Raw genomic sequence first — 19,346 nt, 5'->3', positions numbered from 1 at the left:
CAGGTGACGCCCGAGCCGGAATAGACGTTTCGGGCTCTCCAAAGGAGGTGGCTTCGAACCCGGCGCTCTGTTGCGTGGCCCACGGCACCCCGGCAGGGGCGTCCGTGAGGGCCGGGCTACGCCTGCATTCCGGCCTGCCACGGGCTCTAACCGGGCGAGGCCAGCAGTTCCGCGCACGCCTGCTCGCAGCGGCGGCACGCTTCGGCGCAGATGCGGCAATGCTCGTGCATGCGGCCCAGGCAGCGCAGGTCTGCGCCGCATTCGAAGCAGGTGTCTGCGCATTTCGGCCAGGTTGTGCCGGTCCACACCCCATGAAAACGCAGGTTATGTGAACCAAGAACCGTAGCGCTGACGTCTATAGATAAACAGGTGAGCCGCCTGTCCTGCAGGAAACCTGCCCGATTCCGTTCCGTTTGGGGAGGCCGCCGAACAAATGAATAACGAGAATGACAACTATGGCCGATGGGCCGCTGCTTATGTTCTTGGCTCCCTGGCTCCATCGGAGCGGATTGCATATGAGTTGCATTTGGCCCAGTGCACGCGCTGCACTTTGGAGGTAGCCGAGATGGCCGGGGTGCCTGATCTGCTGGCTCTCCTCACGCTGGAAGAAGTAGAGATGTTCACCGAGTTCGGTGCAGTCCACGCTCCCGGAAAACCGAAGGTCGTCCTGACGGCCAAGAGTACGGGCTGGTACGCGGCCCTATGGGATCTCTGGCGCTGGCACCTCCGATGAGGGCATAAGTTGCCGCCTTAACTGGAGAGGCCAGGCCGGGGCTGCGTGTTCTTAACCGGATTCAGTGGCCGCGATTTCAACCCGGCTATTGGTTTGCCTCATGGGCGTTCCCCTGATGTGGCTGTTGTGTCAGGACTTGCCGGGCCCGATCTCTTGCTGGCCCTGAAACACCTGCGAGGCGGTCTCGGCCAGCCGTACGGTAGAGGTCGTGGGCCCATTCAAATTCGGTTGCTGCATCCCGATATCGGGCTTCATCAAAGAGGCGCCGGCCGATCTGGTGGCGAACTAGTGCTTCCAGGGCCGCACTCCTGGCTAGGCGAAGGGCGTCCTCTTGCAGCCGGGCTGCTTCATGCCATTGGTACTGGCGCTGATAGGCCTGGGCGAGTAGGAGCAAGGGCCGGAGCCTCTCACTGGAGGTGACCAGCAGCGCGAGACCCTCAGCGAGGGCGGCGTCCTCGTGCCCCAGGAGGGATAGGACCCAGACCCGTTTCAGAGCTGCGCGGTCCTCGCAGCCGTTGCTTCGGAGCCTGCCGGTCCCCGACGACGTCGCGAAGCGTCGCGCGATCCGTGATCCAGATTTCTTCGCCCTTGCTCACGCGGTTTTCCGCCGGCAACCAGCTACGCGTGTAACGCTGTACAGCATCGGGCCGCCGGTTTCGTTCGGCCACAGCCTGGAAATGTTGGAGAACACGCTTAACGGTGAACAGCACGGGCGGCAATCCCGAACAGTCCCTTCGGCGCCGCGCTGTAACGTGACTGACTGTGTTCCCAGCGAGACTCCTCATAGCTGGCGACCGTTCCCTGGCAAAGCGGCGGACCCAACCTGTGGATTCTTGGCGTCACCGTCCTGGTGTCGTATCTCTCCAGCGCATCGACCGCGCAGCAGTGGACCGCTCCGTGAGGATCGCCCCGCCGTCCCGGCCAGGGGGATGTTCTTCGCTGAACGATCGTTCACAGACCGTGGTGCCTCGAGCGAACCGGAAGTGCGGCCCCGATGGAACTACATGATACGTCACACAAGCGTTTCCTAATTATTCCAGTTGAAGTTAGGCAAGCCTTCCCTCTATGGTGGCGCAGTGACTCTCCCCCTTGAAATCACGGGGGTTACCTTTGCCGCGGGGCTTGCCCGCCATGGTGACCGACCCGCCATCCTCACAGGTTCCCGGGCCGTCAGCTACAGTGAACTGGCCGGACGGGTGCAGGATTTCGCGCACCGTCTGGGCACCTTCCGGCGGCTGGTCGTGCTCGCCGCCGACAACAGCATCGACACCCTGGTGGCCTACCTGGCCGCGCTCTCCAGCGGTCATCCGTTGCTCCTGGCCCCGGCGGACAACCCGGCCGCCCTCTCCTCGCTCGTGGCCGCCTACGATCCCGATGTCGTCATCCGTCCTGCGCCCGGCGCGAACGGGACCGGTGCGCTGCAGCTGGAGGAGATCCGGGCCGCGACCATCCACGAGCTGCACCCGGACCTGGCCTTGCTGATCAGCACGTCCGGCTCCACGGGATCACCCAAGCTGGTGCGGCTCTCGCACAGCAACCTTCAGTCCAACGCCGAGTCCATTGCCGAGTACCTGGGCATCACCCCCGATGACCGGGCCATGACCACGCTGCCCATGTACTACTGCTACGGGCTCTCGGTCATCAACAGCCATCTGCTTCGCGGCGCGGCGTTGGTGCTGACCGGCCTGTCCGTGGTGGATGAGTGCTTCTGGCAGCTGTTCCAGCACCGCGGCGCCACGTCCTTTGCGGCCGTGCCCTACACCTTCGAATTGCTCGACCGTGCGGGCTTCGCTAGCCGGGACCTGCCCACCCTGCGCTACATCACGCAAGCGGGCGGACGCTTGGCGCCGGAGGCCGTTACCCGCTACGCACGGCTGGGCCGCAGCAAGGGCTGGGACCTGTTCATCATGTACGGACAGACCGAGGCCACGGCCCGGATGGCCTACCTGCCACCGCACCTGGCCGAGGAGAACCCCGGAACCATCGGCATCCCGGTTCCCGGAGGAGAGTTCCGGATCGACCCTGTCCCCGGCCCGGATGACCTTGGAGGCCCGATTGACCCCGGACCAGGGCCCGGCGAGCTTGTCTACAGCGGGCCCAACGTGATGCTCGGCTACGCCCAGGAGCCCGCGGACCTGGCCCTGGGTCGGACCGTCCGGGAGCTCCGCACAGGTGACCTCGCCCGGCAGCACTCCAACGGATTGTTCGAGGTGGTGGGCAGGCGCAGCCGCTTCGTTAAAATCGTGGGCCTGCGGATCGACCTCGGCCAGGTGGAAAAGGTCCTCGCCGGCCTGGGCATCAGTGCAGCCTGCACCGGGACGGACTCCCAGCTCGTGGCTGCCGTCGAAGGAACCCACGACGGTCGGATGCTCGCCAAAATGCTCGCGCAGGAGCTGGGCCTGCCGCGCCCTGCTGTCACAGTTCACGCCGTCGCCGAACTGCCCCGCCTGGCGACCGGCAAGACCGACTATCCCGCCGTCCTTACCCTCGCTGCTGCGTCTCCCGGAAGCACGAAGTTGCCTGCAGCCCTCATTCCGGGGTCAAGCACCGGTGTGGGCGGCACCGGGGCAGCTGGCACCGCCGTCGCGGACGGGAGCGGAACTGCCGGCGACGGCAGGGACCCTGCCGCGGGCGGCCCGCCCGGGGACGTGAAGCGGATTTTCGCCGACGCCCTGGAGCGTGAGGACATCGGCGACGACGATACGTTCGTCTCGCTGGGCGGCGACTCGCTGTCCTACGTGGCGGCGTCGCTCCGGCTGGAGCGGGCTTTGGGCCATCTGCCGGCCAACTGGCACGTGACGCCCATCAAAGACCTTACGCCGCGCCGGCCAAGCCAGCCCAAACGCAGGCTCAGGCGGATCATCGCGCCGCTCGAGACCAGCATCGTGCTGCGGGCGGTCGCGATCCTGACCATCATCAGCACCCACATCGACCTGATCCGCTGGCCCGGCACGGCCCATGTCCTGGTGGCGGTGGCGGGATACAACTTCGCGCGCTTCCAACTGGGCGGCGAGCGGCTTCCCCGGTTCCGGCGCCAACTCCGCAGCCTGGCCAGGGTGGTGCTGCCCACGGTGGCGTTCATCGGCGCGGTGATGCTGCTGTCCGGCGACAAGTTCCACTACACTATCGCCAACCTTTTTCTGCTTAACACGATGATTGGGCCCGCGGGATGGACTGACGCCTGGCACTTCTGGTTCATCGAGGTGCTGGTGTACGTCCTGGTGGGCATGATCGCGCTGTTGTCCATCCCCTGGGCGCACCGCGCGGAGAAACGCTTCCCGCTGGCGTTTCCCCTGGCACTCGTGGGCCTCGGGCTGGTGTTCCGCTACAACCTGGTGCCGTTGGACATCCTGCACACGCGCCCCGTGCTGTGGCTCTTCGCCCTGGGCTGGGCGATTGCCCGGGCCCGGACGTGGCCGCAGCGCCTGGCGCTTTCCATCCTGGCGGCGCTGACCCTGCCAGGCTACTTCGGGGACCCCTGGCGCGAAGCAACCATCCTGGCGGGCATCCTAATGGTCACGTGGATTCCGGCCATCCCGTTGCCTAGGGTTCTTCACCGTGCTGTGGGAGTGGTTGCCAGCGCGTCGCTGTACATCTACGTGACCCACTGGGTGGTGTTCCCGGACTTCAAGGAGGGCCAGCCGGAACTGGCCCTGGTGCTGTCCGTGGCCGCAGGCATCGCGTATTGGGCCATCGCGGCGCGGATCATGGGTGCCGCAGAGCGCGGCCAGTCACGGCTGTGGAGGCGCTGGAAGGCCCGACGGCAAGCACTTCCGGCGTAGAAGCCCACAGTACCCGCACGCCGCGGAGTACAACGGCAGCCCACCGTCCCCCAGAGTTGCAGCACCGACCTGCCCGATCCCGCTATAGCCCCGGCACCATCGACGACGACCCGGGTCTGGCCCCACAAGCGGTACGGGAGGCGGCGTTGGAGCACCGCCAAACCCCACGGGCACCACGGAGTCAGCAACTGCCCGGAGGACAATGCGAGGGCCAGGACCCTGCGGAACTGCTAAGGCCGGGGGACGGACGCCGGATCCGGATGGCAAGGGCGCCTGTCCCTGCAGTCCGGACCCGTTCCGCATGCTTCAGCCGAGCGAGGCCAGGAGCTCCGCGCACGCCTGCTCGCCGCGGTGGCACGCTTCGGCGCATACCCGGCAATGCTCGTGCATGCCGGCGTGCCGTTCGCACTCGTCCGCGCACGCTCTGCAAACGGTCTGACAGGCTTCCAGGACGGCCCTGGTGATGTTCGCGTCATAGCCGGTATGGCGGAAGAGGATGTTCCCGGTCGTGAGGCAGATGTCGGCGCAGTCAAGGTTGGTCCGGATACATTTGGCCAGTTCCGCGACCATGTCTTCGCTGAGACAGGCGTCCGCGCAGGCCGTGCAGGTCTGGGCGCATTCGAGGCAGGTGTCGATGCATTCGGCCAGCTTGTGCTGGTCGATGTTGCCGAGGTCCTTCGGGTATGTATCGAGCATGGTGTGTACGCTTGCGTGGGTCACTTTTGCCGCCTTTCGATTAGTTCGACTTCGAGTTCTCCGCAGCCCCGGCCTTTGGGGGCAAGTGCTGCGTCGGTCCGCCACAAGGGCGACGTGCTGCAGGCCAAGGTACCCGGGTCCGCGGAACCGGCAACGAGTGGCGGGCAAAGGGGGATGCCGCCACCGCCCGGAGGCCGCCAGGCGGAACCGGGGACTCAGCCCATACACCGGATCCCGGCTCTTCCGGGTCGAACACCTCCGGGCCAGCATAGCCAAGGCCTTCAGCGACCGCTAGGCTCCCGGAGCACCCCGTGAACTGAACACGCCGGAGGAAAGCGGGACCTGCACGCCAGGCGCTGTTCGACATCGACGTCATCCAGGGGCTGCGGACCGCTCGTCCACGTCATCGCCGGACTTCTCCTGTTTCTCCCGTGAGCGGCGCAGCCGTGGAGCGGGTAAAGTGGGGGGACGTTTTTGTGGAAGGTGGACCTGAGCAGATGCCGACTCATCCCGGGCCGTTGATGAGCAGGTTCCTGGCGTGGACCCGCTCATTTCGCCGGGCAGGAGGGCGCCCTGTCGCTCTCGCCGGAATCATCGTCCTCTGCCTGCCCGCCTTGATCCTCGGCGCGCTGCTGACCGGCATGCTGCTGGCCGGGCCTCGTCCGGCCTCCACCGGCCCCAATCCCGGAATCACCGAACCCGCCACCGGCTCCCCTGTGCCATCTGCGGAAGTAGACCGGGTCCACGACGCCCTGCACGAACTTGCCTCCCAGTGCCAGGCCGGAATCGACGAGACGACCCGGCAAAAGCTGGACCAGGACGTCGAGATGATGGTCGAGTTCTCCCGCCGCTACCCGGACGCGCGTTTCCCCATCGACGACGAAACCGGAGGACCCGTGGGACTGCTGCTGGTGGCCAGGAACGCCCTGGAGCGGTGCGCCCCGGAGTCCGCAGCCAAAGCCGATTCCGCCCTTCCCCCCGAATTCCGACGACCCGCGGCCTCCCCTCCCAGCTAGGGATGACCGGAGCGGATTCCTGCGCCGAAGCCTGGAAGGCCTTCCCCGAGCGCCAGCACGCTCGACGACGTTTCCACTACCCATAGACAGCGAAGGACAACATCGGCCCATCCTGAGTTGCGTTATTTTGATCGATCGACGATACCCCACCCGGCGATCCTCGTCGGGTGGGGTATCAAGGAAGGCAGTGTTCAGTTGTTCGAGTTGTCTGACATTCGTGGGCGTTTAGGTCAGGGTGCAGGCAAGCTGCTCGATGGGGTGCAGCCTTCGGCCGAAACGGGCTATCGCTTCCCGGGTTCCTTAAGGCCGCTGTAGGCAGATAGTGGACGTGCAGGTCAGCTACCCGGCTGAATGCCAGCCGCTGGAGCTGGCCGCGGAGTGCGCAGCCTGCCACGTTACTGGCAACCTTCGGCAACCAATCTCATGGTCATGTCTTCTAGCGGAGCCTGTCCGGATCGTTGCGTCCCTCGTGGTTGGCTGCATGACCCAGCCATTCGAGGGGACCACGGGTCTTCAGGAGCGCAAAGACCATTCCTATCAGCACGACCAGCGTGGCCTGGGTGTAGTACATTCCTTCCTCGGTCCATCCCGGCGGCAGCGGCTGGGGATGAAACGACGCCACCACGGCCACGTGCACCGTGTAAAGGGTCAGCGTCATCGCCCCGGCGCCGCGAAGCGGCAGCAGCAGATCCGCGCCCAGCCGGTCCCCGAGCCTCCCTATCAGGAGGCACAGCCCGATGACCGCCACGGCCACCCCGCTGGTATGCAGCAGATCCAACGTGTCCTCCGGAAACTGAACGTCGCTGATGCAGTGGGCGTGTATGGCGCAGGGCCTCATACATTTCCTCTTTGCTCATCAGGCTCGACGTCGGCTGTAATCTCCAGTCGAACACATCGTCCTGCGGTGACCAACCCGCGCATGTCTCTGCGTGCCGCGGCCTGTTGCCAACGACAGGCTGGACACTGCCAGGCCCGGCCCACAAGGGGTGAGCACCAGGACAACCCGGCCCTTGTCCCTCACCAAATGAAGCGGTCCCAGCCACTTGGGCGCGAACGCTTCCCCACGCACTATTGACAATCACGCGTACATACCAGGTGCTCCCAACCAGGCTACGAATTCACCTGAATTACCTGCATCCCGGTCCGCCAGCAGCCGGCCCGGCCAAGACGGACAGGGATACGACACAAAATGCGGAAGCTAGGCAGCAGCCACATCCCCGGCTGTTGCTGCGTTCAGCAGACTAGTCTCGCAGCGCCGCGGTCTGGGCCGTCAGGGAAGCCTATCCGCACCGTCGCGACATCTGTTCTCAATGGAAGTGCCCTTGCGTCTATCTCGCATCCGGTTTGGACTTCAACGGTGCATTTGTCGGCAGCTGGTCCCTGCCCCTGGAAAGGATTGTGTCGACACCTGTAATTCGGGAAGCGTTCGCACCTGCGGAACGGGCCCAAGGGAAGGATCGCCGGGGCCCTGTTGCTTTGACAACCAGGACGGCGATGAAGCTCGTGACAGGGATGGCGAGCACCAGCCCCACGGAGCCGACCAGGGTTCTGACCACCTCCTCCGACATCTCGGTGCTGGTCAGCGCCTCGCCCAGGGGGCGGCTGTAGAGCATCACTATGATCATGATGGGAAGGGCGGCGCCTGCGTAGGCGAACGCAATCGTATAGACGGTGGAGGCAATGTGATCGCGTCCGATCCGCATTGCGGAGCTGAAGAGCTTGCGGGCGGAGGTTTCCGGAGCCAGTTCGTAGAGTTCCCATACCGCGGACGATTGGGTGATGGTGACGTCGTTGAGCACGCCAAGCCCGGAAATGATCAGTCCGCACAGAACGATGCCGGAGATCGAGATGTCGCCCGATATGTTGGCCAAGGTGGCGGCCTCGAAGCTTCCGCGACCTGACAGATTCGCCGCGTCCGTTGTCCAGGCCGCCAGCAGCGCGGTGACGCCCAGCCCGAACATGGTGCCCAGAAGTGCGGTGGATGTTCGCGCGGAGAACCCGTGCGCGAAATACAGCATGCCGATCATGATCACGGTCGACCCTACGACTGCGATCAGCAGCGGGGGTTTGCCTTCCACCAGGCCGGGGAGCATGAACCCGGCCAGCACGGCGAATGCGCCCACCAGTCCAACCAGAGCCCGGAGCCCGCGCCAGCGAGCCACGGCGACGACCACGACGGAATACAGGACGGCCAGCAGAAAAATCGGCACGGTACGGACGAAGTCGACAAAAATGAACCGGGGTGTGGCCTGCTGCCCGGCGCCGGCACCTACGGATGCCGTCAAATCCACGTAGCTGATGTTGTCTCCGGCCTTTACCCCATGGGACTTCGCGACGTCAGGGTTAATAATCACCTTGACCGGGCTGCCACCTTTATCCGGCTCGGTAAACGCAAAGACACATTCGGATGCACCCTGTCCGCCGGCATCCGGGTCTGCTTCCTGGGTACAGCTTTCCTGAACCACGCGCTGGATCTTGCCGGTCTCAAAGGTAGCGCCGGGCGCACCGGCGTACGGGTTGGCAAGGGTGAGGCCTTCTCTGCCCCCGGAGGGCCACATCAGGATCATGGCGGCCAACGTCAGCAGAGCCAGTGGTACCAGGACGGCGAAAAGCAGCCGGTTTGCCCGACGCCTCAGGGCCACCGCCTCCGATGACGGATCCGTCTCGGTAAGAGAGTGGGTGTGTCCGTGGCCCATCAGTAGTTCAACCTCACGCAGTGAACTCTACGGCTCAAGGGATCCCTTCCCGCACTGACGGCTGTCGGGGCTGTGTTGTGCCCAGCCCCGTTAAGCAAGCGTGTCGCACGTCCTGCCCACTGTCATTCGCCCTAGTGAGGCTGCGGCTGAGCGGCGGAGCCTTGTCCTTTCCCGGGTTCCTCTGTCAGCTCCAGGCCCGGACTGGCTCCCCGGCTCCGGACTGTCCGCAGGATCATGGCTGCGAGCAGCCGGCCGCCATGGTGATGAGTGCCCCGAGGCCGATGTAGAACAAGGCCGGCGCGATGGCTGGTGCGGCCGCAGAGGCGTCAGCGGCCGCGGTAATGACCCACCAGTACCCCGCCGTTGCTGCTGTCCAGATCGCACCGGCGCTGCTGACGAGCCAGGACAATGGGGAGAACCATCTGGGGCCGGCACTGTAGGAGAGCGCCACGGCCAGGGTCCCGGTTCCTGCCGAAGCCAGGACAAGGCCGCCAAAGATGAACCGGCCTGCCAGAATCCCCACGAGCATGCAGGCTGCGCCGATCAGGACAAGCCGTCGGGCCGGAAGCGGCATCCTCGTGCTGCCAGCTGGCACCACTCCAGGAGGCGTGGTGAGGGAAACTTCGTCACCTGCGGTAAAGTCCTGGGCGCATACAGCAAGGCCCAAAAAGCCGCCGGACTGGACGCAACCGACGACCTCCAGAACGCTGAAGACGGGTACTACCGCTCGATGCCGGTCAACTACGGCCTCTACAACTCGATCAATACGGCCACGTTCGCCTCCGCGGCGCAGCTGGACTTCTGCGGAATTCAGAAGGTGGTTGACGCCGTGGGAATCCGCAACGGTCTGGATGGCACCCCCGTCAACATGCACCAGCTCGGGAATCTGCTCGGTGCCATTGGCGTGTCCCCGCTGAATATGGCCAGCGCGTTTGCAACCTTCGCAAACAACGGTCAGTACTGCGCCCCGAGGGCGCTGCAGGCGGTGTCCGCGGCCGACGGCAGCCAGCTTCCGGTGCCGGAAGCCTCCTGCAGGGAAGCCGTTAAACCTGACGTTGCCAGGGGCATGAACTACGTACTCCAGGACGTGCTCAAACGCGGCTCAGGAGTCTATATCAACCCGAAGATCCCATCCCAGATACCCGTGGCGGCGAAGACCGGGACATCGAACAACAACGGCGCGACCTGGGTGGTCGGCTACACCACAGGTCTGGCCACCGCTTCGTTCTTCGGGGACGCACTGGAAGGCCAGCAACGGGCAGGCCAGAACGTCACCAATGGACGACCAGGACAGCGGCATCCTGCTGGCCATAACCCAGTACGTTCCCCTCAATCAAGCCCCTCAGCGACGGTGCCGGGCCGACGCGGAACCAAGGGCAGGGGCTGCAATAAGCGGCGTGAAGGCCGCGGAGCCTCGGATGTGGCGGCTGGCTTCCGAAGGCCATGACAACGGAGGATGCGGGCAGCCGCGGAGCAGACCCGCTGCACCCTTGACAAATACCCCCCGGGGGTATATTTTTGATTTATTGAACGCACATTTCGTGACGCGAGAGCCCAAATGCCCAGACTCCACAAACGACCGGGGTCGGGGCGGGAACGACCGCATGCGAAGCGCATGGATCCATCTCACGGAGGTCGGTATGGTTTCTAACCCCCGAATTGAGCCTCTGCAGCCGGGGAAACGCTCCGGAGCAGATCCGCACAAGAACACGCCCGCCAGCACCGCTGCCGAAGACCTGATCGCGGCGGCTCTCGGCATCGCCGTTGTCACGGCCGTCTATCTGGATGGACGCGCTCACGTTCTCGGTCTTCCGGACTCCTTTTTCACCCCGTGGCATGCACTTCTGTACGGGGGGCTGCTGCTGCTCATCGTGTGGCTGGCTGTCATCAGCAGACGCACCGCAACACGGTACAGGCTTGATCGCCCCGCCCGCCTCCCCGCCGGCTATGGACTGGCCGCTGTCGGTGCCGCACTGTTCGCGGTGAGCGGCGTTTTGGACATGGTCTGGCATCAGATCTTCGGGGTGGAATTCGGACTCGACGCGCTGCTGAGTCCGACGCATCTTTTGCTGTTCATGGGTGGTGCCCTCCTGCTGTCAGGTCCGGTCCGGGCGTTCCGTCTTCGGGCCCTCCCCTTGTCGATGAGCGGGCGCTTGGCGCCGACGCTGGGTGTGTTGGGGATCGCCGGCATCGCGGCGTTCGCTCTGAGCTTTCTCTCCGGATTCATCACGGATTCAGCGACCGTCGCCGTCGGGCACGCACCTGAGGGTACTGATGCGCACAACATTGCGGAAGGTTTAGCGTCGGCGGGTCTGGCAAGTTACGTGCTGACCTCGCTGATCCTCGTCGTTCCCCTGGCGTATTTGATTCGTTTCCGGCTCGCGAGGCCGGGGACGGCACTGATCGTGGTGACCTCGGTAGCCCTGCTGGCTGCCGTCCTTGGGGATTTTCGCAACATGGGCACGGTGATCGCAGCCCTGGCGGCCGGAGCGCTCCTCGATGTCGTTCTTTTTGCATTGCGGCGGCTCAGCGTCCCGCTTCGCCCACAGGAGCTTGTGCTGGCTTCGTTGCTGCCCCTGCTGGTTTGGCCGGGCCAGCTCCTGGCAACAAACATGGCACGGAGCGTCCTGTGGTCCCTGGAGATGCTGACAGGAGTTGTGATTGTCGCCGCCCTGGCCTCATTTGCCACGGTTTTCGTGCTCGGTCCCGCTTCCCGTGCCGTCAATGAGCCCGGTAGCACAGAACAGGAAATCTCCAGCCCTGCCGAATGAGCCTTGCATTCCAAATCGACCCCACCGCGGCACGACGTCCCCAGGAGGGACGGAAAGCCCTGTGGACGCCGGACAACTGTCCAATCGTTCCGACCGTATCTCACCGCTTTTCTGATCCCCTGCGGTCGCATCACAGAAGGACATATTCACGATGACTAAGAAACGGCGGAGGCCGGCCCCGAAAAGACCCGGGCACTCCCCGGCCAGGCATACCCCGGCACGTCCCGGCCCGCGCCGCCCATCTGCCGCAGCGCAGCCAGCCCCGACCGCGCACTCACTCACCAAAGAAACAGGCCGCAGTACCAAGCTCTTCGACCCGCTTGAGCCGCAGGGGCTGGTCGCCACGTATTGGCTCGACACCGCCGCATGGGAGGGGCCGAATGATCTCTCTGTCCGGTTTTTCGGTAACCGGGCCGATGGAGGCGTCGGGGCGCCGCCGGAACGATTCGAAGTGTATGAAGATGTCGACTCGATCAAGCCGGGAACCGGGCGGATCGCCGTCACCTCCCGCATATCCGGAATCACCGGCGGGGTATGGAATGTCACCGCGACGCCGGTCCCCCGTAACGACAGTGACCCTCGGCGTCGCGCCGCAGCTCTTAGTGGATGCCTGCCGCAGCGAGCCTCGGTTCATACCAGGTTTCACGCCCTCGCCCAGGGGCCCGGCGTCCACGCCTGGTCCTGGCCTGTACTACTGGGTCTGGGCGCGGTCCTGGCTATTCTCGTTCAGGCCCTGTTCCTGACCAGGCAGGGCATTGACCCGGCAGTTCCTGTGTGGCTCACCGTACTGGCCAACGCGGTTGGCGGGGTGTGTGCCCGGCTCTGGTCGCTTGCCCTGAACCGCCAGCCGCTGAGCGGGTTCTTCAAAACCGGTGCGTGCATCCAGGGGTTCCTGGCCGGTGCGCTGGCCACCATCATCGTCGGGTCGCTGGTCGTTGGATTGCCGACGGGCCGGATCCTGGACGCGACGGCGGTCGGACTCTTCTTCGGCATGACCCTGGGTCGGACCGGATGTTTCTTTAGCGGGTGCTGTTACGGGCGCCCCACCGCCTCGCGATGGGGGCTATGGTCCTCGGACCGTCGGGTAGGACGGCTTAGGTACCCTGTCCAGCTCTATGAGGCGTTTCTGTCATTGCTGATCGGCCTCGGAACGCTGGCCGTGACGCTGGCAGGGCCACCGAGCATTCCCGGGCTGGTCTTCGTCGGCTCCATCATGGTCTACACCCTGGGCCGGCAGTTGCTCTTCCCGTTGCGGGTGGAGTCCCGCACACGGCGGGGGCGAACACTGACCATTGTGGTGTGCACCCTGATTCTGGGCGCAGACATCATGCTGGCCGTCTTGTCCTGATCGTCACTACGGCAAAGTGAGGCCAAGCACCAACAGGCACTCAGTTCCCCCGGCCGGGGCTACGCCCGCCATGGCCTTCACGGCCATGTGCTGAGCGAGGAACCACCCAACCGGGTACCTGGGCGACACGGCCTGCCGCGGGAGCCGCGGGCTCATCCCCGTCCGGGGCCCTCACCGCCCGGTCCGCTTCCGTTGGTCGCCTCGGTTTCGTTGACCCCAGGCTGGCTGCGGGCATCATCCGTTTCTTCCGAAACGGGTTCGCTTCCTTGCTCGAACTGCGCTCGGTAACGTACACGCCGGATTCGTCTGGTCATGGAAACCATGAGCAGGACAACTCCGATGACCATGAACGCCGTCATCGCGAAACCCAGGAATCCGGGAGTTACCTGATCCGCGTCCAGCCCTGGCCTCAGACCCTCGTTGCCTGGAGCCGGGGCCGGCGTCGTAGCCAAGGCGTAAAGACCCGCGGCAACAATTGGGATTTGCACTGTATAGTCCTTTGTCCGGCTCGTTGTGTGGGCGCCCGCAGATGGCCCTCGTGCGTAATCCGCCCGAGCCCGCTGAGCGCGGTCCGTCAGGACCGCAGAGAAACAGGGTGCAGGACGCACCCGCTACTGTACCGCTTCATTGCGCGGCTGCCGCTTTTCACAGCAGTCAGCGCAGCCATCTACCTCTTAGATGAAGGCAGCCGGGTCGACGGTCTGGCCGTTGACCATGACCTCGAAGTGAAGGTGGCAGCCGGTGGAGGCACCGGTTGTGCCTACCCCTGCAATCTGCTGGCCCTGAGCCACGGACTGCCCGACCGAGACACCGATAGTGGACAGGTGGTTGTAGGTGGTCTTCAGTCCGTTGCCGTGATCGACGACGATCCGGTTGCCGCTGCCGTACGGACTCCAGCCGGCCTCGGTGACGGCGCCGGAACCGGCGGCGAAGACCGCCGTCGTGCACGCACCGGTCAAATCGATTCCGGTGTGCAGCTCCGCGGCGGCCCCGGTGATCGGGCTGGTTCTGAAGCCGAAGGGGGAGCTGACGTTAATCGACGCGAGCGGGGCACGCAACCCCTTGGAAGGGGATGCCGGGGCGTGGGCGACCTCGGGTGCTTTGACCGCCCCTGCGGGCTGCGCCGGCGCAGCGGGCGCAGGCGCTGGCTGGGAGGTCACCTCCGGGCGGTCAAATGTGAGGACAGTGTCGGCTGCTGCCGTGACCGCCGTTTCCGGGGCCGGGGCTGCCACGGCGGCTGGCCGGGGCTGGGCCGCAGCGCGGCTGCCGGGGTCTGCCTGCGCCGCGGACAGGGCAGTGAGGGCGATCATTCCCGTGACGGCTGCTGTTAGGCCGAACTGCTGGCTGCGGAGCCGGAACGTGGGTTCACGGAAGAACGGCGGGCGGCGTGCTGAGGCAGCGGCCGGAAGTGCGCGGCGACGGCCGTGTTTTGGCTGGGCAGACAAGATAGCGGTCCTCTCGGCGCCGGCGAAGTTAGCTGTCGGATTCGGACGAGTGGACTGTCCGGCTGCCCTGCAGGACGCGATTGGGACGCGTGGTCACAGGGCCGGCTTCACCCCAAGGTGCACCATGGCACACCGTATGTGGGTCCTCCGCCCCCGCCTGAGAAAGATCAGGATCACGGACCGCCGGCGGGGTTTGGCGAAGCGGTCACATCCATACCCGTTGGGGGTATGTGTTGGTGCGACTCTAGCGAAGCGTCGGCGTAGGTTACAAATCCGTTATCAAAGGCGCTCCGGGCTTAAGGGGGCAGGGATGGTGACTGGCGGGGCACCGGAAGGATACGCTGGGCGAGACTTGCCCCCAGGAGAGACCAGATGGCCCTTCAACGTTCGACGCCTCCACTGCTGGTCCGCAGGCTTGCGGCGCTGCGGGCTGTCCTTTCCTGCCTCGTGATCGTCCTCCTAGTGGCCGGGCCAGTTGCCTTCTGTAATGGGCAGGCCCACGTGGTGGGGGTGTCCGACCCTAGCCCTTACTCCGCCGCACAGCGCCAGCGCCAGACTTTGATCCCCGGGGGACAGGAGAATCCTCGGGGACGTTCGGACAGAGTGACGCCGGTCGGAGCCCAATCCGCCTCCGACGTGCTCCGCGGGGTCCCGCGCAGCGGGTGCCACGAGGCCGGAGACACCCGGTCAGTCAGTCCACGGTCGTGGCCCGTTGCTGTGACCGACGCGGCGCAGCCAAGGCCCGGAGTGCTCCTCCCTGATTTCGCGGGTCCGCGCGCCCGGCCCCCGGCATCCCACATCGCTAACAGGCCCCAAGCACCGCTGAGCCGGCAGGCGCTAACCCTAACTCAACTGTCTGTCAGTCGGACATAAAAGGGCACGTTCTCCACGTCCGGCCGCGCGAACGCCAGGCCATAGGGCCTGCAAGTGGCACCCTTCGACCAGGCTGGCGTAAACACCGCGTGCGGCCGCCCTTTGGGTCCTGCCTTCAGCGATCAGAAGGAGGCCCGAGAGAGAACATCAGCCAAACAGCCGGCACATCAGAAACATCAGCCGGTCTCCGCACCAGGTTCCTCCCGTTCAGTATTGGAAAGAGAGAAAGAAATGACACACGGAAGCACCCACAAGATGCTCGATGCCTACCCGAAGGATCTTGGCGGCATCGATCAGCACATGCTCGCCGAATGCATTGCAGCGTGCTTTGACTGCTCACAGGCCTGTACCGCCTGCGCTGATGCCTGCCTCGGCGAAGACATGGTCGCCGAGTTGACCAAATGCATCCGCACCGATCTTGACTGTGCAGACATCTGCGCGGTCACGGCAAACGTCCTCTCCCGCCACACCGCCTTTGATGCCAACGTCACCCGCGCGGTGCTCCAGGCCTGTGCCACAGCGTGCAAAGCCTGCGCCGAGGAATGCGAACAACACGCAGGCATGCATGAACACTGCCGGCTCTGTGCCGAGGCATGCCGCCGTTGCGAAAAGGCATGCAACGACCTTCTCAGCTCGCTCGGCTGACCCTGCCCCAGGGCCCTACCCAACGGTGACCGGAGATCCAACGCCTTCCGGCACCCGCGGGAAGGCCTGCCCTGCAGCATCCCGGACTTAAGGCAACCCCAATGCGTCCCTGAGCACTGCCACCGGAGCATCCAGGGGATGAAAATGCCAGTCGAATCGTTAATCCGCGTATGGGCGCGACCAGCGCCACGGATCTCTTCGACCGTGGCGCCATCGTCCGTCGAAAGGAATAAATGAAACCCAGGCAGTCCTCAGCCCCGAGTCAAGGGTCCATCCCACCCGCCGGCAGCACCCTGGCCGGGATAGCTGCCCCGTCCGGGAGCACAGTCGACGACCCGCAACTGCGGCGAATGCTGATCACCCACATGCATTGCGGTGAGCCTATGCGTCTGGTCCCAGCCGACAAAATGCCTGCACTTCTCTTCCCGGAGGCATTGGTCAGTCACGCCCCTGAGCTATCTGGGGGCGTGCTGATGTACCGGTGCGCCTGTGGCACTTTTGATCGGAGCCCAGACTGACAGCCCCGGGGTGGACCGCGGCGGCCGGTCCCGGGCTGCCGACAGGCGCAGGTCCCAAGGAAACGTTTCCTGCTCAGGGCACCGGGCGGAGCCCGGCCAAGGTCACTTTGACCAGCCGGTGAACGGCCTCCGGCGATGTCAGACCGGCGGCCGCTTCGAGGGCATGAAGGCAGATATCAACGGGCACCGCTTCGATATGAAAAAGCCCTTCGACAAGCCCTTCAACGTCAGGACGGGGGAACGGAGTTTAGGTCAAATTCATTAACGACAGCGACATATGGCACCCCATGCACCTCCTCCATGGGCATACCTTCCAGGTCGGCCTCGACTGGGCCCGTAAAGACACTGTCATTGTCCTGCCCAAGCAGACCGTCACCGTCATCTTTGACGCCGACAACCCCGGCCAATGGCTCGCGCACTGCCACAACGCCTACCACGCAGAACGGGGCATGATGGCCCTCTTCTCCTACATCAAATGACGGATCCCCATGCAATCCTCGGCATCAACAGATTTCTTCCAGCGCCTCAGGTCACGTCCCCGTTCTTCCGTCGGCAAGGCGGACGCCGATAATTCGGAGGATTCCGCCCAGCATCGCAAAGGAGCATCCGCATGAGCAACGCCAGAGAACGACGTGCAGAACATCAGGCGATCGTTGCCGCTGTCCGGGCCAAGCAAAAAGCCAAACAGCGCCGATGGAGCATCCTCCTTTACGGCAGCTTCGGCTTGGTGCTGGCTGCTATCGTCGTCGTCGCCGTTGCCGTCACCGGCTCCATTCGGGAACGGAAGGCCGCCGCTGAGGCAGCCAAAAAACCCATCGAAGGTCTGCAGACTTTCACTGGGCTATCCAGCGATCATGTCCAGGGTGCCGTCACATACCCCCAGCAGCCGGGCGTGGGAGGGAACCACTCAGCCACGTGGACGAACTGCGGCGTCTACACCGAACCCATCAGTGAACAACGCGCCGTCCATTCCCTGGAACACGGCGCCGTATGGCTGACCTATAACCCTGCCCTGCCGGCCGCCGAGGTCACCGAGCTCACCGATCTGGCCCAAGGGAAGCCCTATGTCCTGCTCAGCCCCGACAAGGAACAGAAAGCGCCCGTCACGGCGACAGCCTGGGGCGCGCAACTGGCGGTGCAGGAAGCCAGCGACTCCCGCCTTACGGCCTTCATCGCCGCCTATGCCCAGTCACCCAAGGCACCGGAACCCGGTGCTCCCTGCACCGGAGGGGCCAACGGATGATGTGGCACCGGACAGCCCAGAGTCCGGCCGCTCCCGGGACCGTAGGCATGGTGGAGTGACGGCGGGCGGCGATATTTGGCGCACAGATCCCGCCACGTTGCGCGATGTCATCGTGGACCGGGACGCTGTGGAAGCCCGGCTCGGGGACTGCCCCATGCTGGAGCGTGTGTGGATTCTGTCACTGCTGGACCGGCACGAGGAGGCCCTGGAAGAGGGCCACCAGCTGCTGGAGAGCTCTGAAGACTGCTTTAAACCGCTGCTGGTCCTCGCCCATGCCCACCAACGCCGGTACCGGTGGGGAGACGTCGCCCGACTGCAGGAGGAAGCGCTGCGGTTGGCGGCCACGGGCACCAGAGAGGCTCTGGTCCGCCACCACATCGGCAGACGCCTTTTCGACGAGGCACGGTACGGGGATGCCGCCGCCGAGTTCGAATGGGCCAGTGACCTGTACCGGGCGGCGGGACGCGTCCGCCTCGCCGAAGTCTCCCGCCAGGCAGCGCTGCGCAGCCGCGATGTCTACGAGCATGGGCGCACCACATGGCACTGAAAGCGCAGATCCTAGCTGCCTCCCAGGAAGCCGTCCGATGCCCGGCCCCAGGGCAGCCGGGACAGGAGGGCCTGACCATGCGTGACCCGTTCCTGCTCCTGTTCGGTGTGGCCATCGTTGCGGCCGCCATCGCAGCGGGGATTGCCCTGACCAGAGGCGGCATCCGGACCGCGGCCGACCGACCGCGCGCCGGGGCGAACCGGCAGGACCAGACAGCAGCTAAAGGGGTGCGCCACCGCTGGGGACTTGCAAGCTGCGTGGCCGTGGCCGCGGCCGGTCTTTACATCGCCGTGGTCTACGGAATCGGCACCTCGCCCTCCGCGGTGTCCGGCATCACCGTGGAACTCGGCTTTGCCATGATGGTCCTCGCCGTCGTGTGGTTCATCTTCCGCCAGGAGGTCCTGAGCTACCAGCTTCGGATCGCAGCAGCACTGTACGACACCGCGGTGCCGGCAGAGCCGGAACAGGTCAGGGCCGCCGAAGCAGTCGGATCGTTCCTTCGCCTGGTGCTCTTCCTGCCTGGACTCTTCGTCGTGCTGGCCAAGTTGATCCTTCGCTAGAACGCCTGTCGCCTGGTGGTGCCAGCGAGAGAGGCTGACGGCGTGACCGCGGCGGGTCTAGGGTGGGGCGTGACGGCCGGCAATGGCCCGGCCGCAGTGACAGGAGCTGCATCATGACTCATCACATCAGTGCGATGCTCGGTGCCCACCCTAAGGGGGTCGGCACTCTTGATCAGGACAAGCTGGCCGAGTGCATCGGAGCCTGCTTTGAATGTGCGCAGGCCTGCACGGCCTGCGCTGACGCCTGCCTGGGCGAAAAGATGGTCGCCGACCTTGCAGCCTGTATCCGCATGGATCTGGACTGCTCCGACATTTGCGCCGCTACCGGCAACATCCTGACCCGCCAAACCTCCACCAATACAGCCATTACGAGTGCGTTGCTTGAAGCCTGCCGGGTGATTGTGTCAACGTGATCGGAGCCCACTAGGACGGCCCGAACGGTACCCACCCGTCGGACGTCCGGGGATGATGTT

The 19,346-nt window shown here is 65.0% G+C and carries 15 protein-coding genes, 3 pseudogenes and 1 riboswitch; of the genes and pseudogenes, 12 read left to right on the top strand and 6 right to left on the bottom strand.

The window, feature by feature from the left end:
- Positions 1-146: 146 nt before the first annotated feature.
- Positions 147-230: pseudogene (locus PV772_RS14945) on the bottom strand (four-helix bundle copper-binding protein); the annotation flags it as partial.
- A 203-nt stretch (positions 231-433) separates the two neighbouring features.
- Here PV772_RS14945 and PV772_RS14940 point away from each other — a divergent pair.
- A complete protein-coding gene (locus PV772_RS14940; RefSeq protein ID WP_141160728.1) occupies positions 434-733 on the top strand; it encodes a zf-HC2 domain-containing protein in 300 nt (99 codons plus the stop codon).
- A gap of 1,076 nt (positions 734-1,809) precedes the next feature.
- Positions 1,810-4,515: an AMP-binding protein gene (locus tag PV772_RS14935; RefSeq protein ID WP_347886652.1), complete on the top strand. Its 2,706-nt coding sequence runs from the start codon at positions 1,810-1,812 to the stop codon at positions 4,513-4,515.
- A 306-nt stretch (positions 4,516-4,821) separates the two neighbouring features.
- Here PV772_RS14935 and PV772_RS14930 read toward each other — a convergent pair whose 3' ends face one another.
- Positions 4,822-5,235 carry a four-helix bundle copper-binding protein gene (locus PV772_RS14930; protein WP_165838076.1) on the bottom strand — a complete coding sequence of 138 codons (414 nt, stop codon included), beginning with the start codon at positions 5,233-5,235 and terminating at the stop codon, positions 4,822-4,824.
- A 473-nt stretch (positions 5,236-5,708) separates the two neighbouring features.
- On the opposite strand from PV772_RS14930, the gene PV772_RS14925 reads away from it, so the two are divergent.
- The gene (locus tag PV772_RS14925) at positions 5,709-6,227 is read left to right on the top strand and encodes a hypothetical protein (protein ID WP_133247107.1); all 519 of its coding nucleotides are present in this window, start codon (positions 5,709-5,711) and stop codon (positions 6,225-6,227) included.
- A 436-nt stretch (positions 6,228-6,663) separates the two neighbouring features.
- Here the strand turns inward: PV772_RS14925 and PV772_RS14920 are convergent, their stop codons facing one another.
- The 3 genes from PV772_RS14920 to PV772_RS14910 form a co-directional block, all read right to left on the bottom strand.
- Positions 6,664-7,005 carry a hypothetical protein gene (locus PV772_RS14920; protein ID WP_347886651.1) on the bottom strand — a complete coding sequence of 114 codons (342 nt, stop codon included), beginning with the start codon at positions 7,003-7,005 and terminating at the stop codon, positions 6,664-6,666.
- Between the two features lie 550 nt (positions 7,006-7,555).
- Complete coding sequence (locus PV772_RS14915; RefSeq protein WP_109863960.1) at positions 7,556-8,923, bottom strand: YibE/F family protein; 1,368 nt, start codon at positions 8,921-8,923, stop codon at positions 7,556-7,558.
- A gap of 232 nt (positions 8,924-9,155) precedes the next feature.
- Positions 9,156-9,518: a hypothetical protein gene (locus PV772_RS14910; RefSeq protein WP_347886679.1), complete on the bottom strand. Its 363-nt coding sequence runs from the start codon at positions 9,516-9,518 to the stop codon at positions 9,156-9,158.
- A gap of 36 nt (positions 9,519-9,554) precedes the next feature.
- Here PV772_RS14910 and PV772_RS14905 point away from each other — a divergent pair.
- From PV772_RS14905 to PV772_RS14895, 3 genes and pseudogenes are all read left to right on the top strand, one after another.
- Positions 9,555-10,205: pseudogene (locus tag PV772_RS14905) on the top strand (penicillin-binding transpeptidase domain-containing protein); the annotation flags it as partial.
- A 358-nt stretch (positions 10,206-10,563) separates the two neighbouring features.
- Positions 10,564-11,694 carry a hypothetical protein gene (locus tag PV772_RS14900; protein ID WP_109863962.1) on the top strand — a complete coding sequence of 377 codons (1,131 nt, stop codon included), beginning with the start codon at positions 10,564-10,566 and terminating at the stop codon, positions 11,692-11,694.
- 451 nt (positions 11,695-12,145) lie between these two features.
- On the top strand, positions 12,146-13,042 hold the full coding sequence (locus tag PV772_RS14895) for a prolipoprotein diacylglyceryl transferase family protein (RefSeq protein ID WP_168225759.1): 897 nt from the start codon (positions 12,146-12,148) through the stop codon (positions 13,040-13,042).
- 674 nt (positions 13,043-13,716) lie between these two features.
- Here PV772_RS14895 and PV772_RS14890 read toward each other — a convergent pair.
- On the bottom strand, positions 13,717-14,487 hold the full coding sequence (locus PV772_RS14890; RefSeq protein WP_240617870.1) for a M23 family metallopeptidase: 771 nt from the start codon (positions 14,485-14,487) through the stop codon (positions 13,717-13,719).
- Between the two features lie 5 nt (positions 14,488-14,492).
- Positions 14,493-14,696, bottom strand: a riboswitch (cyclic di-AMP (ydaO/yuaA leader).
- Between the two features lie 895 nt (positions 14,697-15,591).
- On the opposite strand from PV772_RS14890, the gene PV772_RS14885 reads away from it, so the two are divergent.
- The 6 genes and pseudogenes from PV772_RS14885 to PV772_RS14860 form a co-directional block, all read left to right on the top strand.
- Positions 15,592-16,005: a four-helix bundle copper-binding protein gene (locus PV772_RS14885; protein WP_109864155.1), complete on the top strand. Its 414-nt coding sequence runs from the start codon at positions 15,592-15,594 to the stop codon at positions 16,003-16,005.
- An 805-nt stretch (positions 16,006-16,810) separates the two neighbouring features.
- Positions 16,811-17,002 carry a multicopper oxidase domain-containing protein gene (locus tag PV772_RS14880; protein WP_347886650.1) on the top strand — a complete coding sequence of 64 codons (192 nt, stop codon included), beginning with the start codon at positions 16,811-16,813 and terminating at the stop codon, positions 17,000-17,002.
- A gap of 131 nt (positions 17,003-17,133) precedes the next feature.
- Positions 17,134-17,766, top strand: a complete 633-nt coding sequence (locus tag PV772_RS14875) for a DUF3105 domain-containing protein (protein WP_141160731.1) — start codon at positions 17,134-17,136, stop codon at positions 17,764-17,766.
- A 55-nt stretch (positions 17,767-17,821) separates the two neighbouring features.
- Entirely contained in the window at positions 17,822-18,313 is a 492-nt protein-coding gene (locus PV772_RS14870; RefSeq protein ID WP_240617872.1) for a hypothetical protein, read from the top strand.
- A 77-nt stretch (positions 18,314-18,390) separates the two neighbouring features.
- Entirely contained in the window at positions 18,391-18,873 is a 483-nt protein-coding gene (locus PV772_RS14865; RefSeq protein WP_109864157.1) for a hypothetical protein, read from the top strand.
- 113 nt (positions 18,874-18,986) lie between these two features.
- Positions 18,987-19,268 (top strand): annotated as a pseudogene (locus PV772_RS14860) (four-helix bundle copper-binding protein); the annotation flags it as partial.
- Positions 19,269-19,346: the final 78 nt, after the last annotated feature.

The sequence above is a fragment of the Pseudarthrobacter sp. CC12 genome (assembly GCF_039907755.1).
Taxonomy (GTDB): domain Bacteria; phylum Actinomycetota; class Actinomycetes; order Actinomycetales; family Micrococcaceae; genus Arthrobacter; species Arthrobacter niigatensis.
This window is presented reverse-complemented; position numbering and strand designations above follow the sequence as displayed.

What these genes read in the sequence shown, in the direction of transcription:
- PV772_RS14940 (WP_141160728.1), top strand. Translation starts at nt 434, where the DNA reads ATGAATAACGAGAATGACAACTATGGCCGATGGGCCGCTGCTTATGTT.
- PV772_RS14925 (WP_133247107.1), top strand. Translation starts at nt 5,709, where the DNA reads ATGCCGACTCATCCCGGGCCGTTGATGAGCAGGTTCCTGGCGTGGACC.
- PV772_RS14915 (WP_109863960.1), bottom strand. Translation starts at nt 8,923, where the DNA reads ATGGGCCACGGACACACCCACTCTCTTACCGAGACGGATCCGTCATCG.
- PV772_RS14900 (WP_109863962.1), top strand. Translation starts at nt 10,564, where the DNA reads ATGGTTTCTAACCCCCGAATTGAGCCTCTGCAGCCGGGGAAACGCTCC.
- PV772_RS14885 (WP_109864155.1), top strand. Translation starts at nt 15,592, where the DNA reads ATGACACACGGAAGCACCCACAAGATGCTCGATGCCTACCCGAAGGAT.
- PV772_RS14880 (WP_347886650.1), top strand. Translation starts at nt 16,811, where the DNA reads ATGCACCTCCTCCATGGGCATACCTTCCAGGTCGGCCTCGACTGGGCC.
- PV772_RS14875 (WP_141160731.1), top strand. Translation starts at nt 17,134, where the DNA reads ATGAGCAACGCCAGAGAACGACGTGCAGAACATCAGGCGATCGTTGCC.
- PV772_RS14865 (WP_109864157.1), top strand. Translation starts at nt 18,391, where the DNA reads ATGCGTGACCCGTTCCTGCTCCTGTTCGGTGTGGCCATCGTTGCGGCC.